Raw genomic sequence first — 13,581 nt, 5'->3', positions numbered from 1 at the left:
ACCTAGAGGTATGACATCCCCTGCGGTGTTCGTAAGCAACCAGGGTATTTTCTTGAGCCTAACATCTACCCAGGGAGCATGATGAAAGGGCCGGTGTGCATGTCCGTATCCTAGCGGGAAGCCTGAAGCTCTTCTGTTGTTCCCACTTGAACCCTCTGGTTCAAGAACAGCGGTTTGCGACGGCACAGGTGGGGGATGTCTCTTATACAACCCCGCTCAAACCATGGAAGCTCACCATATCCGCCGTCAAATCAAGGCTCATCGGCAGCAGCTGAGCCTACAAACACTCAAGCTCCATAGCCGAAAGGTCCTCCGACTGGCTACAAACTACAAGCCCTTCAGACATAGCCGTCGCATCGCTTTTTATATCGCCGTACGGGGTGAAATGGATCCGTCACCCTTGTTGCAACTCGCACTTGATACTGGCAAATCCACTTTTTTACCCGTGCTGCGAGAGCGGCCATCCCGTGGGCTATGGTTTGCGCCTTTTACATCTCGTTCGAGCTTCACAACAAATCGATTTGGTATTCCTGAACCGAATCACAATCATAGCAAGCTGGTCATGCCATGGACTCTTGATCTAGTGTTCGTACCCCTGATTGCATTCGATAGAGAAGGCAATCGATTGGGTATGGGAGGTGGATACTATGACCGGACATTTGCATTTCAAAGAAAACGCAACCATCTAAAAGGCCCCACACTGGTTGGTTTGGCGCATGAATTTCAACAGCAATCACAGTTACCGGTAAAGTCTTGGGATATACCACTCGATGCTGTCATAACAGAAGCAGCAATATACAAGTTCAAATAGCAAAAACATATAAACTGGACGTTTAGATCATCATATTTAGACTCATCGATACCCATCAACATCACTTAGCAAGTGTTGCATATCAACAACGATTTGAAATAATTGATAAAAGATTACCATCTATTCTGGATTTTTTTAAAAGCTGAATTATACTCAGTTCATCTATTCAGGTAGTTCTCTCGGGAGGGAATGTAAATGGCGAAGAAAAAGGCCGCCAAAAAGAAGGCAACTGTTAGACGTTCAACCACAACCAAGAAGGCACCCGCTAAGAGAAGGGTCGCCAAGAAGAAGGCAACGACTAAGAAGAGAGTCGCAGCCAAGAAGAAAGTCACGAAGAAGAAGGTGGCAACCAAAAAGAGAGTTGCCAAAAAGACAGCAAAGAAACGGGTAGCTAAAAAGAAAGCTACAACCAAAAAGAGGGTGGCCAAGAAAAAGGTCGCAAAGAAGAAGGTTGCTAAGAAAAAGGCAACCAAAAAGAAGGTCGCTAAGAAGAGACCTGCGCGTCCCAGGAAAGTGACCCCACGTAAGAAAAGAACAGCCAGATAAGTCTGTTATTTCTTAACTGCACTAAACCCCGCACTGCGGGGTTTTTTTATTGTCAACGCCATAGCCTACCACCTGTAACGCACCACAATAATTGTTATTTATGTCTTTAATATCATATAGTTAAAAACATTCCCACAGGCACATGAAACGCAATAAACAACGTTAACGACATCAGTCGATAGCTACCGCATGAGTGTGGGGTAGGTTACGGGAGATCATAGGGTCAATACCCCCTCCCATAGATGAAGCAGATCTGACATACCGATCATGATGGTGAGCCTAGCTGGCACCCGCAAACAACTTGTAAGCTGGATTATCGGTTTCATCCCAAAACGGATAGTTGAGTTTCTTTAAGCGTCTGAGGAGGGTATTTCTATCCGCTTTCGATAACTGAATACCCATAAGCACACGTCCATAGGCGGCGCCATGATTACGATAGTGGAACAGACTGATATTCCAGTCGGTACCCAAATTATTCAGGAAATAGAGCAGTGCACCCGGTCTTTCGGGAAACTCAAATCGTATCAGCTTCTCTCCCTCAAGACCCTGGGCGTGTCCACCAACCATATAACGGATATGCAGTTTGGCTGTTTCGTTATCGGTCATATCCACAATGGAATATCCCTTATCAATGAATCGCTGGAACAGCGCTTGTCTTTCCTCATCACCGTTGCTCAATTCGATGCCAACAAAGATCTGTGCACGATTTGGATCACTGTAACGATAATTGAACTCAGTGATGCTGCGTTTTCCTATCAGTTTACAGAAACGCAGAAAGCTACCGGGTTGTTCCGGTATTTGAACAGCGAACAGAGCTTCTCTTCGCTCACCGAACTCGGCACGTTCAGCCACGTGTCGCAGTCGATCGAAGTTGATATTCGCACCACTATTGATGGCTATGAGGTTTTTGCCGATGAGCCCCTCGCGCTTCACATATCGCTTTAACCCGGCAATCGACAATGCCCCGGCAGGCTCTGCCGTGGTACGGGTGTCATCAAATATATCCTTGATTGCGGCGCAGATTTCATCCGTGTTCACCAAGATCACTTCATCCACCACCTGTTTTGCGATGCGATAGGTCTCTTTGCCCACCTGTTTTACCGCGACACCATCCGCAAATATCCCCACCTGCTTGAGCTTTACACGCCGATTTGCAGCCAATGCAGTATATAGTGATGGTGCGTCTTCAGGCTCAACACCTACAATCTTCACATGAGGATAGACATATTTGATGTAAGCACCCACACCGGCAATCAAACCGCCCCCGCCGACAGGGACGAATACCGCCTCGGGCGGTGACGGATGCTGTCTCATCAGCTCCATTCCAATCGTTCCCTGGCCTGCAATGACCTCTGCATCATCGAATGGGTGTATAAAAGTCAATCCCTTTTCCTGGGCAATTGTCTGTGCATGGGAATAGGCCGTATCATAGGAGTCTCCGGCGAGGATAATCTTCGCGCCGAAACTCTTTACCGACTGCACCTTGATCGGTGGTGTCGTCTTAGGCATCACGATCAAGGCCTGAATCTTCAGCTCTTGCGCCGCCAAGGCAACACCCTGGGCATGATTGCCTGCTGATGCCGCAACCACACCCTGGCGTTTGACCGTATCCGGCAGGTTAACCATTTTATTGTAGGCACCGCGCAGCTTGAACGAGAATACCGGTTGCAGATCCTCTCGCTTGAGGAAAACATGATTATCGAGTCGTGCCGAGAGACGATTGGCTCTATCCAGGGGGGTCTCCCTGGCGACATCATAGACACGGGCGCGTAGTATTTTCTCTATATAACGTTGTGGCATGAACTCATCCGATAACAGACACCCTTGGTGACAATGGCATGGTAACAGCCGGTTTCCCACCAGTGGACCTGACTTTCTTCATTGGTATGGTTATTATTACGCACACTCGAAGAAAAAGCTTTGGTAACACAATACCAACCCTATATTTTGGGCCAATGTGTAGTTACTTTTCCAGATTATGGGGCTGCCGCAGGAAATTATCGACCGATCTTTGCCATCTGGCACCTATAATTTACTTTTTGGATCTCTAATCTGAACTGTGAAAATGACTTTGTTCGGTGCGGTGATTATTTCTGCGGTCCAGTTAAATGACCGCAGCAGGAGAATAGTATGAATGCAGACGATCTTAAGAAACAGGCCGCAGAGGCTGCGCTTGAATATGTCAAAGGCGGCATCATAGGTGTCGGTACCGGTTCAACGGTTAATCACTTCATCGACTATCTGGCTGGCGTCAAAGGTAAGATCGAAGGCACAGTCTCGAGTTCGGAGGCATCATCGGAGCGTTTGAAGAGTCACGGCATCCCCGTTTTGGACCTCAATGCCGCGGGAGAGCTTGATATCTATATCGATGGTGCAGACGAATCGGATCACTATCTTAATCTTATCAAGGGTGGAGGGGGTGCACTCACCCGGGAAAAGATCATCGCAGGGGCGAGTAAAAAATTCATCTGCATAGCGGATGAAAGCAAGTTGGTCGATGTGTTGGGCTCTTTTCCACTCCCGGTCGAGGTTATTCCCATGGCTCGCAGCCATGTGGCGCGGCAGCTGGTTAAAATGGGCGGCACCCCTATCTGGCGGGAAAACTTCGTCACCGATAACGGCAATGCCATCCTGGACGTCCATAATCTTGAGATTATGAAGCCCAGGGAGATGGAGAATGCAATCAATGCCATTGCGGGTGTGGTCACGACGGGTATCTTTGCCATGCGCGGTGCCGACGTACTGATTTTAGGCACTGAACAGGGAGCCAAGACAGTAGTGCCAAAATAGGTTAACCGAACAGCGCCAAGCCCTCAGAACAGAGTAGCCCGACCTATGCCTCGCTCTCCTTTACCGGTGGGAAACGCTCGTCAAGTGCAACCGACGGCCCGTCCGCGGTTACGATCCTGGCATGACATCGGCGCAGTTCGCGGGGTGACTTGACGCCGCAAGAGTGGGCTATGACACCGACCTCGTGCACCAGGTGGCCCACATAGTTCGCTATGCGCTCAGCCTTCACCGCAGGCACCAGCCCCTGTTGCAGTTTTGGATCATGGGTCGTGATGCCGGTGGGGCATGTATTCTTATTGCATTGCAAAGCCTGAATACAGCCCAGCGCAAACATGAAACCACGGGCAGATGTGACGAAATCCGCCCCTACACACAACGCCCAGGCTATATCCGCCGGCGTTATCAGCTTTCCCGAAGCAATGACTTTGATGCGCTTTCTCAGACCATGCGCATTGAGTTTGTCCACTAAGATATAGAGACTCTCCCGCAATGACAGTCCGACCGCATCGATAAGCGGCATCGGTGCCGCACCCGTCCCGCCATCACTGCCATCGAGGGTAATGAAGTCCGGTGCATACTCCACTCCCCTGGCTTTGATATCCTTGAACAATCCATCCAACCAATGAGGGCCGCCGATCACGGTCTTGAATCCAACCGGCTTTCCCGTGACATCCCTTACCCGTTTGATCATATCCATAAGATCGTTGTTACTGCATATATCGACATGTCGGTTTGGACTGATGGCATCCTCACCAAGGGCAATACCCCTTATCTCCGCGATCTCCCGGGTAACCTTTTCAGCAGGCAGAATGCCACCCTTACCCGGCTTTGCTCCCTGGCTGAGTTTGATCTCAAACATCTTTATCTGTGGATTACGTGCGACTTCACGGAGTTTGTCGTCGCTAAGATTGCCAGCAAGATCACGCACGCCATTCTTCGCAGTGCCGATCTGAAACACGATATCCGCACCACCCTCGATATGATAGGGAGAGACGCCTCCTTCGCCTGTATTGACCCAACTGCCAGCTCTCTTTGCCCCCATTGAGAGTGCCAATACAGCCGGTTTCGACAACGCCCCATAACTCATCCCGGAGATATTGAACAACGAATCGGTGGTATAGGGATGGCTGCAACCTTCACCAATGGTAATCGCTCCAGACGGTACTGCATCCTCTCCCAAGGTCGGGAAGGGACAGTTGACGAACAGAATCGAACCGGGACGACGAATATCCCGGGTTGAACCGAAGGCAACAGTATTCGGCAAGTCTTTACACGCCCGGTATACCCAGGCACGCTGGGCACGATTGAATGGCAGTTCCTCCCGGTCCATGGCAAAGAAATACTGCCTGAAGAACTCCCCAAGGTGTTCAAAAAAATAGCGGAAATGCCCGATCACAGGATAGTTGCGGCGAATCGCTGTCTTGGTCTGCGTAATGTCATAGATGTAGGTAACGATGACTGCAACGAGCAGACCAGCCAGCAGCAGAAGCAACGCGATGGCAAAGACTTCCAGGGTCCCGTACAGAAAGCCCCCATTTGTAAGACCGGTTTCATTCATATCAACCCCCTGCAATTTCACTGACTGTAGTAATCTAGCTACAGAGCAAGATGAGATCTGATTGAAACTACAACCTACGGGGCTCCGGTCAGTGTCCGCTTTCGGGCTTATGCAATAGTGAATGGCCTCCGCGATCGTGCTCCATCACTCTCCATCGCGGGCATAGCTGACTCAAACTCTATAATAATCTTCCTTGATGGTATCCGCATGTGGACTTCCGGCAGACCCTACGAGATCAATCCCGAAGTTTCATCCTTGATATCGGCATCAATTGCAGGAACTTAATCCACGCATTGGATGAATATTTTCTGTTTCGACCCTAAAATAGCCGCCAATTACAGAAAACGAGTTGTGGGAACATGCACTTTAGAAATATATGGCAGCAATTGATCTTAATCGTAATTCTTCTCACTGCGGCAGATTCAGGCTGGGCTGAGCAGGTTTCGGAAAAGACCTCAGAACCCGAAGTCAGTGCCAAGGAGGCCATTCCGGAAAACCTGAGTTCGCCCCGCGCCACCATGGAGACCTTCCTCCATGCCATGAACGATATCAAACGCGGCGCACCGGACAGGATAGAGGCGGCGGTGTCCACCCTCGATCTTTCCGACATCAACCCAATCGTGAGAAAAGAGCGGGGGCAGGATCTGGCCTGGATGCTGCTGGAAGTGCTCGATCGCACAGAGATTATCAATATTGAAAAGATACCTAATCGTGTCGATGGATCGAGGTATCTGTTCAAGCGCTATGAGCGGGGTGAAGTGGCCATTTCCCGCACCGATTCCGGACGATGGCTTTTCGATCGCAATACCATCAACAGCCTGCCAACTATAATGGATGAGGTGGCGACCACAGAACGTGTCAGCGGTAAGGATGATGAAGCCTCATATGTCCCCTGGCATATCCGCTTGCGTCAAAAGGTGCCCCTACCACTGAAACAATCCACTTTCCTGTTGCAAAACTGGCAATGGATCGGTCTTTTACTGACAATCCTGGCCGGCGTTATCATCGACAAGCTCGTCACATTCTTCCTCAAAACCAGCGTTCGCCGCTGGCGCAAAGGCACCCGTCATGACGAGTTCAAAGAGATATCAGAGGATATCTTACGCCCTCTCGGTCTGATGGCGATGGCTATCGTCTGGTGGGGCAGCATCAACCTGATGGGCCTGCCCGAAAGTGTCATGCTGGTGCTGCTGTTGGCGGTAAAGTTCCTGGCCAGCATCTCCGGGGTATGGGCCGCCTATCGACTGGTCGACCTGGTCTCTGCTTATCTGCACAAACAGGCAGAGCTGTCAGCCAACAAACTGGATGATGCACTGGTTCCGCTTATACCCCGCACCCTCAAGGTATTCGTCACGGTAATCGGCTTTGTGTTCATTGCCGACAACTTGAATATCGACATTTCGAGTCTGCTGGCAGGTCTTGGGCTGGGTGGTCTGGCATTTGCCCTGGCGGCAAAGGATATGGTGCAAAATCTGTTCGGTTCGGTAACAGTGCTGATGGACCGTACCTTTTCCGTAGGTGACTGGATCGTTGTCGATGATGTGGAAGGAACCGTCGAACGAATCGGGTTTCGCAGTACCCGGGTCAGGACCTTCTACAATTCGGTGGTGACGGTGCCCAACTCCAAATTCATAACCGCCACGGTGGACAACATGGGTGAGCGACGCTATCGACGCCTATCGTGCAAGTTGTCACTCACCTATGACACACCACCCGATCGTATCGAGGCTTTTTGCGAAGGCGTCAGAGAGTTGGTAAGGCAACATCCGTATATGCGCAAGGATTACTACCATGCCTATCTGAATGAATTTGCCGCTTCATCTCTCGATGTGCTGCTGTATGTCTTTTGGGAGACGCCGGAATGGAATACCGAACTGCGGGAACGACATCGCTTTATGCTCGATATATTGCGCCTGGCGCAAAGATTGGGGGTTGAATTCGCTTTCCCCACCCAAACCCTCTATATGAAGAAAGAGGATGAGACCGCCGACTCAATATCAGAGATGGATCAGCGGCAGGCCTTTGCACTGGGCCAATCCTACGCCAAATCCATTGTTGCAGAGACTACAGGTACCGGCACCAAGCCACCGCCTGTGGTCTTTCCACCCATATCGTGAACTAGGGCCTGTTAACACTCAGCTCACAAGCAGCCTGTCCACAAGCTGGGTCAAACGATCCAGCGCACCGCGGTTCTGCTCCACCAACTCCCTGCCCGCTTCACCCACACGACTACGCTCACTGGCGTCACTGAGCCAACGGCTCACCTGATCGGCCAGCGTCTCGGCGGAATCGATCTGAACCGCCGCCTGGTGTTGAAGAAACAGCTCGCTGATTTCACTGAAGTTGAACATATGAGGGCCAAACACAACAGCGACACCTTGGGCGGTCGCCTCCAGTATGTTGTGGCCGCCATGGGGGACCAGGCTGCCACCGATGAAAGCAACGTCCGATGCGCCCAGGAAAAGGGTTAACTCACCCATTGTGTCACCAAGAAAGACGGCTGTATCATCATTGCAGGGTCGTTGCTGAGTACGCTTTACGAGTTTAAAACCAGCCTCTTCAACCAGATGTCCAACCCGTTCGAATCGTTCGGGATGGCGGGGGACCAAAACTAACAGCGCTTCGGGAAGATGCTGTTGAACGGTGGCGTGCGCCTGCAATATCAACTCATCTTCACCCTCATGGGTACTTGCTGCGATCCATACCGGTCGTTGCCCTCCCCACTCACGCCGCAACACATCGACCCGCTCCAACAGACTCCCCGGCAGGTGCACGTCGAACTTGATACTGCCCGTCACCTCGATCTTGTCGGGTTTCGCACCCAGTGTATGAAAACGCTCTGCATCCGCCTCCGCATGAGGGGCAATCACGGTAAGATTACGCAATGCCTCCCGAGTCAAGCCTGCGACCCGATGATAGCCCTGGGCAGACTTTACTGAAAGTCTGGCATTGGCAAGCAGAGTAGGTACACCCTCCAGTTTGGCGTGGCAGATCAGATTGGGCCATATCTCTGTCTCCACCAGTATCAGCAGCCGGGGCTGGAAAGCCGTCAGAAAGCGTTTTACCACCCATGGCAGATCGATCGGCGCATAGAGGTGAGTCACATCATTGCCAAACAATGCCCTGACCCGGTCCGCCCCTGTGGGTGTGGTGGTGGTGATAAGCAACGGCATATCGGAGTAGCGGTCAAGAAGACGCCCGACCAGTTGGGCAACGGCAAGCACCTCACCCACCGAAACCGCATGCACCCAAATACCGCCCTGCTCAATAGGTGTATCGAAAATACCCAATCGCTCCAGCCAACGCTGTCGGTAGGCAGGCGCCCTGAAACCCCGCCAATAGAGCCGCAGAAAATAGACCGGGAGCAGTAGTGTGAAAATGAGTGTATATAGATACCGCATCGACGTTCCGTCTCGGTTTACTTATTCCAAACTCTCAAACTGGTCGCTGAACTGATGGTGGCAGAGTTGATAGTAGACGCCTTTTTGATCGATCAATTGCTGATGCTTACCCTCTTCAACCAGTTCGCCGTCATGAATCACCAGGATCTTGTCTGCATGCTGAATGGTGGAAAGGCGGTGCGCGATCACCAGTGTCGTTCGTTCCTGAGTCAAGGTCTTCAAGGCTGCCTGGACATACCGCTCCGATTCGGTATCCAATGCCGACGTCGCTTCATCGAGCAACAGGACAGGCGCATCTTTGATTAGCGCCCGAGCTATGGCCAAACGCTGACGCTGCCCCCCTGAAAGACGAACCCCATCCTCACCGATTACGGTATCGAATCCATCGGGCAGGTGTTGGATGAACTCCAGGGCGTGAGCGCTTTTAGCCGCCTCGACGATCTGCTCCTGGCTGACCTCGCCGACAGCGCCATAAGCGATATTTGCCGCCACGCTATCATCGAACAATACCGAATCCTGCCCGACATATGAGATCTGCCTGCGCAAACTGATCAGACTCAACTCCTGTATATCGATACCGTCAATCAGAATCCGCCCACCGGTTGGAGTATAAAAGCGGGGGATTAGGTTGGCGATGGTTGTCTTCCCTCCCCCGGAATGCCCAACCAGCGCAACCGTCGAACCAGGCTCCATCTCGAAACTGATCGGTTTCAAGGCATCCTTATCCATAGCGGGATAACGAAAAGAGACCGCATCGAATGAGACTCTTCCCTCGACATTTTCCAATAAGCGGTTACCGTTATCGGCTTCGGGTTGCTCATCCACCAGACTGAACACGCTCTCAGCCGCCGCCAATCCCTTTTGCAGCGGCTGATTGATACCGGTGAGCCTTTTCAACGGTGAAAACAGCAATCCGATGGCCACCATCAAAGAGACAAAACCACCAACGGTCAACTCCCCCGCTGCGGTCTGGTGGGTACTGACATAGACCAATGCCGCTATCATCGCGGCACCGACGAACTCAACCAAAGGCATGTGTGCGGAACCGGCCACCTTGCTCTTCATGTTATAGCGGCGTACCCAATTCGCGCGTTCCAGGAATCGCCGCTGTTCATAGGGCCGACCCTCAAAGATCTTTATCACCTTGTGACCCCTGATCGACTCCTCGAGAACCTGGGTCATCACTCCCATGGTCTGTTGCAAGGCCCGATTAACCCGCCGCAGCCGGATCGCCAGATAACGCACCGCGACAACAATAATCGGCATTGCCATAAATACGGCCAGGGTCAACAACCAATTGAGATAGAGCATGTAGGCGAGAAGACCGATGATAACGATCGTATCCTTGACCAGGGTTGTAAGCACTTTGGTCGCCGCCATGGTCACCTGGTTGACATTGAAGGTCACCTTTGAAATCAGGCTCCCGGTGGCATGTGCATCGAAATAGGGTGTCCCCATGGTCAGGATTCGTTCAATCATCATCTTGCGCAGATCCAGTACCACCTTGCCGGCAACCCACTCGAAGGCGACTCCGCTGATGAAGTTCATGATGCCACGGATGGAGAAGAGCAGGATCAACAGGATCGGCGACCAGAAGATAATCGCCGGATCCTTTTCCACGAAACTGCCGTCGAGCATCGGCTTCATCAGCCAGGGGATGGCCGGCTCGGTCAATGCCAACACCACCATGGCGGCCAACGCACCGCTGAACTGGCGCCAATAGGGACGCACCCGCTTTAACAGTCGCAGATAGAGCTCGCGACCTGTCATGCCGGGGCCGGATGGTGCGCCGGTTTCATTCTGCATCGCGCATGGCCTCGACAATACGACTGGTGGAGACACCTTCGAGGTATTCGAGTACCTTCACTTCACCGCCGTTATTCACTACGCAATCATAGCCGGCTATCTCTTGCGGCCGATAATCCCCGCCCTTCACCAGAAGGTCAGGTTTGATGTCACAGATCAATGACTCGGGTGTATCTTCGCTGAACGGAACAACCCAATCCACCGATGCCAGACCGGCCAACACCACCATCCGCTGTTTGATACTGTTGATCGGCCGCCCTTCGCCCTTCAGGCGCCTCACGGAATCGTCATCGTTAACGGCAACCACCAGACGGTCACCCAGTTGCTTGGCTTGCTGCAGATAGCTTACATGCCCCTCGTGCAGAATATCGAAACAACCGTTGGTCATGACTATCTTTTCACCCTGATAGCGCGCCTCATCCGTAGCCTCGCGCAACTGATCCCGGCTCAGGATGGTATGGAAGTCCCCTTGCCTGCGCAGAGCGCCCTTCAACTCACCAAGGGAGACGCTGCCGGCGCCAAGCTTCGCCACCATCAGGCCAGCGGCCACATTTGCCAATCCGGCTGCCTCCTGAATGGGCATGCCTGCAGCGATGCCGGCGCCAAGCACACCGATTACCGTATCTCCGGCGCCGGTCACATCAAACACTTCACGAGCACGGGTTGGCAGATGCAATGGCGGGGCATCCTCATCGATCAACAGCATGCCGCGCTCGCTAAGCGTGATCAGCAGGGCCTTCAGGTTGAGCTTTTGTCTTAGCTCAACGCCTTTGTCATTGAGTTCCTGATCCGATCTGCAGCGCCCCACAACCGCTTCGAACTCCTTCAGATTGGGGGTCAACAGGGTGGCACCCCTGTACTTGGAAAAATCTCCGCCTTTCGGATCCACCAAGACAGGTATGCTCCGCTCATTGGCGGCATCGATCAGGCGCTGTGGCTGTTGCAGTGTGCCCTTGGCATAATCCGATAGAATCACCAGCTCAGAAGCGGGCAGTTGCTGCAGCCAGAGTCCCTCGAGCTCGGACAGATCACACTCCCATAGCGGCTGCTCGAAATCGAGTCGGATCAATTGCTGGTGTTGGCTGATCACACGCAGCTTGGTGATGGTGGGCAAACCTTTCTCCACCTGCAGATGACAGGTCACGCCAGCCTGTTCAAGATGTTTTGCCAGGGCGGCGCCCGCCTCATCCTCGCCCACCAGGCCGCACAGACCCACCCTGACACCCAGGGAAGCCATATTCAGCGCTACATTGGCGCCACCGCCTGGGCGCTCTTCACTTTCGCTCACATGGACCACAGGCACCGGTGCTTCGGGGGAGATCTTGGCGGCGGAGCCCTGCCAATAGCGATCCAGCATCAGATCGCCTATCACCAGGACATGCGCTTGACTAAAGTCGGGAAGATGAAATTGCATCAAACAGTTAACATATCAGCTGGGTTACGGATTAAGCGACATTATACACTGAGGGTGTTTCCGGCAAGAAAATCGCTGCCAAATGATATTTGAGGCAACTTATCCACCGCTCAATGACATATCACCTGCCCGGAGTAAGCCGGTGCGGTATACCCCACCGGAACATTATGACCATGGAACCTCTGTTTCGGCGTCCAACAGGGCCTTTTTGCCTGAAAAAGTACAATTCTTTACTCAATGGGTATTAACGGCATATCAGTGCATAATAAACAATCGACGCAATAAAGGTAACAAGCTGAATCCAGGTTGATGTACAGCAGCTGATGGCAAAAAAGCGTAAACACTCCCCCTACTCCCCACTCTACTTGCCCACATGGGCGGGTCTGGGCGTATTATGGCTGGTGAGTCAGTCCGTTCCCTATCGGTCGGCTCTACTCATAGGTCGTCTGATCGGCAAACTGGTTTACCGGTTATCAGCCAAACGTAGACATATCGCCGCCGTCAATCTAAGCATCTGCTTTCCCCAGATGAGCGAAACCGAACGCGAAGCACTGCTGCGCGAGCACTTCCATTCCTTGGGTATCGGCATCGTGATGATAGGATTCGCCTGGTGGGCCAATGATGACAAACTGCGATCACTGATCGATATCGAGGGGATTGAACACCTGCAAAAGAGCCTGGACAGAGGTAAAGGCGTTATATTATTGAGTGCCCATTTCACCGACCTGGAGATTACCGGAAGGCTGCTGAGCCTGTTCCAACCGATAGCGGTGATGTACCGACCACATGAAAACCCGGTCATCGAATGGGCATTCAGTCGAAATCGTCGCATGCGCTTCGAAGCGGCGATACCGCGCAACGAAATACGCCAGGTGGTGAGGACACTGAAGCAGAATCTTCCTGTTTGGTATGCCCCGGATCAGAGTTTTAAAGGACGTAACAGTACCTTGGCGCCATTTTTCGGTGAACCGGCCGGCACCAATACAGCCACATCCCGTCTGGCAAAGATCAGTGGCGCCGATGTCATTCTGTTCAGCGGCTTCCGTAAGCAGGACGGCAGTGGCTACCGCCTGATCATACATCCACCTTTGGCCGACTTCCCAACCCAGGACGCAGTGCAGGATGCCACGCACATCAACGGGCTGATTGAGAAGGCCATCGATTATGCGCCTGAACAATATCTCTGGATACATCGGCGCTTCAAAAAACGAAAAGTGATTCCGGACCCCTACTAGGGCCACTCAACAACCCTTTT

The 13,581-nt window shown here is 52.3% G+C and carries 10 protein-coding genes and 1 other RNA gene; 6 read left to right on the top strand and 5 right to left on the bottom strand.

The window, feature by feature from the left end:
- The first annotated feature begins 14 nt into the window (after window positions 1-14).
- From ssrS to CODIS_RS08440, 3 genes are all read left to right on the top strand, one after another.
- Window positions 15-199, top strand: a non-coding RNA gene (gene ssrS / locus CODIS_RS08450) — 6S RNA.
- 24 nt (window positions 200-223) lie between these two features.
- Window positions 224-811 carry a 5-formyltetrahydrofolate cyclo-ligase gene (locus CODIS_RS08445; RefSeq protein WP_069123885.1) on the top strand — a complete coding sequence of 196 codons (588 nt, stop codon included), beginning with the start codon at window positions 224-226 and terminating at the stop codon, window positions 809-811.
- Window positions 812-1,006: 195 nt separating this feature from the next.
- Window positions 1,007-1,357, top strand: coding sequence for a hypothetical protein (locus CODIS_RS08440; RefSeq protein WP_069123883.1), 351 nt, complete (start codon window positions 1,007-1,009; stop codon window positions 1,355-1,357).
- Window positions 1,358-1,636: 279 nt separating this feature from the next.
- Here the strand turns inward: CODIS_RS08440 and ilvA are convergent, their stop codons facing one another.
- A complete protein-coding gene (ilvA, locus tag CODIS_RS08435) occupies window positions 1,637-3,157 on the bottom strand; it encodes a threonine ammonia-lyase, biosynthetic (protein WP_069123880.1) in 1,521 nt (506 codons plus the stop codon).
- A 330-nt stretch (window positions 3,158-3,487) separates the two neighbouring features.
- On the opposite strand from ilvA, the gene rpiA reads away from it, so the two are divergent.
- Window positions 3,488-4,147 carry a ribose-5-phosphate isomerase RpiA gene (gene rpiA / locus CODIS_RS08430; RefSeq protein ID WP_069123877.1) on the top strand — a complete coding sequence of 220 codons (660 nt, stop codon included), beginning with the start codon at window positions 3,488-3,490 and terminating at the stop codon, window positions 4,145-4,147.
- Window positions 4,148-4,190: 43 nt separating this feature from the next.
- On the opposite strand, the gene CODIS_RS08425 is transcribed toward rpiA, so the two are convergent.
- Entirely contained in the window at window positions 4,191-5,705 is a 1,515-nt protein-coding gene (locus tag CODIS_RS08425) for an FMN-binding glutamate synthase family protein (RefSeq protein ID WP_069123874.1), read from the bottom strand.
- 359 nt (window positions 5,706-6,064) lie between these two features.
- Between CODIS_RS08425 and CODIS_RS08420 the strand changes: the two genes are divergently transcribed.
- Window positions 6,065-7,822, top strand: coding sequence for a mechanosensitive ion channel family protein (locus tag CODIS_RS08420; RefSeq protein ID WP_069123871.1), 1,758 nt, complete (start codon window positions 6,065-6,067; stop codon window positions 7,820-7,822).
- Between the two features lie 18 nt (window positions 7,823-7,840).
- Here the strand turns inward: CODIS_RS08420 and waaA are convergent, their stop codons facing one another.
- The 3 genes from waaA to hldE are packed head-to-tail and all read right to left on the bottom strand — an operon-like array spanning window position 7,841 to window position 12,326.
- A complete protein-coding gene (gene waaA / locus CODIS_RS08415; protein WP_069123868.1) occupies window positions 7,841-9,106 on the bottom strand; it encodes a lipid IV(A) 3-deoxy-D-manno-octulosonic acid transferase in 1,266 nt (421 codons plus the stop codon).
- A 21-nt stretch (window positions 9,107-9,127) separates the two neighbouring features.
- A complete protein-coding gene (msbA, locus tag CODIS_RS08410; RefSeq protein WP_235615163.1) occupies window positions 9,128-10,912 on the bottom strand; it encodes a lipid A export permease/ATP-binding protein MsbA in 1,785 nt (594 codons plus the stop codon).
- Complete coding sequence (gene hldE, locus CODIS_RS08405; RefSeq protein WP_069123865.1) at window positions 10,902-12,326, bottom strand: bifunctional D-glycero-beta-D-manno-heptose-7-phosphate kinase/D-glycero-beta-D-manno-heptose 1-phosphate adenylyltransferase HldE; 1,425 nt, start codon at window positions 12,324-12,326, stop codon at window positions 10,902-10,904. The genes msbA and hldE overlap by 11 nt, the downstream gene beginning before the upstream one ends.
- 323 nt (window positions 12,327-12,649) lie before the next feature.
- On the opposite strand from hldE, the gene lpxL reads away from it, so the two are divergent.
- Window positions 12,650-13,561: an LpxL/LpxP family Kdo(2)-lipid IV(A) lauroyl/palmitoleoyl acyltransferase gene (gene lpxL / locus CODIS_RS08400; RefSeq protein ID WP_069123862.1), complete on the top strand. Its 912-nt coding sequence runs from the start codon at window positions 12,650-12,652 to the stop codon at window positions 13,559-13,561.
- Window positions 13,562-13,581: the final 20 nt, after the last annotated feature.

Origin of the sequence: Candidatus Thiodiazotropha endolucinida (assembly GCF_001715975.1) — a bacterium.
Classification (GTDB): domain Bacteria; phylum Pseudomonadota; class Gammaproteobacteria; order Chromatiales; family Chromatiaceae; genus Thiodiazotropha; species Thiodiazotropha endolucinida.
The sequence above is the reverse complement of the archived record's forward strand: the minus strand, read 5'-3'. Positions and strand labels throughout refer to the sequence as shown.

What these genes read in the sequence shown, in the direction of transcription:
- CODIS_RS08445 (WP_069123885.1), top strand. Translation starts at nt 224, where the DNA reads ATGGAAGCTCACCATATCCGCCGTCAAATCAAGGCTCATCGGCAGCAG.
- waaA (WP_069123868.1), bottom strand. Translation starts at nt 9,106, where the DNA reads ATGCGGTATCTATATACACTCATTTTCACACTACTGCTCCCGGTCTAT.
- hldE (WP_069123865.1), bottom strand. Translation starts at nt 12,326, where the DNA reads ATGCAATTTCATCTTCCCGACTTTAGTCAAGCGCATGTCCTGGTGATA.
- CODIS_RS08440 (WP_069123883.1), top strand. Translation starts at nt 1,007, where the DNA reads ATGGCGAAGAAAAAGGCCGCCAAAAAGAAGGCAACTGTTAGACGTTCA.
- CODIS_RS08420 (WP_069123871.1), top strand. Translation starts at nt 6,065, where the DNA reads ATGCACTTTAGAAATATATGGCAGCAATTGATCTTAATCGTAATTCTT.
- CODIS_RS08425 (WP_069123874.1), bottom strand. Translation starts at nt 5,705, where the DNA reads ATGAATGAAACCGGTCTTACAAATGGGGGCTTTCTGTACGGGACCCTG.
- ilvA (WP_069123880.1), bottom strand. Translation starts at nt 3,157, where the DNA reads ATGCCACAACGTTATATAGAGAAAATACTACGCGCCCGTGTCTATGAT.
- msbA (WP_235615163.1), bottom strand. Translation starts at nt 10,912, where the DNA reads ATGCAGAATGAAACCGGCGCACCATCCGGCCCCGGCATGACAGGTCGC.
- rpiA (WP_069123877.1), top strand. Translation starts at nt 3,488, where the DNA reads ATGAATGCAGACGATCTTAAGAAACAGGCCGCAGAGGCTGCGCTTGAA.
- lpxL (WP_069123862.1), top strand. Translation starts at nt 12,650, where the DNA reads ATGGCAAAAAAGCGTAAACACTCCCCCTACTCCCCACTCTACTTGCCC.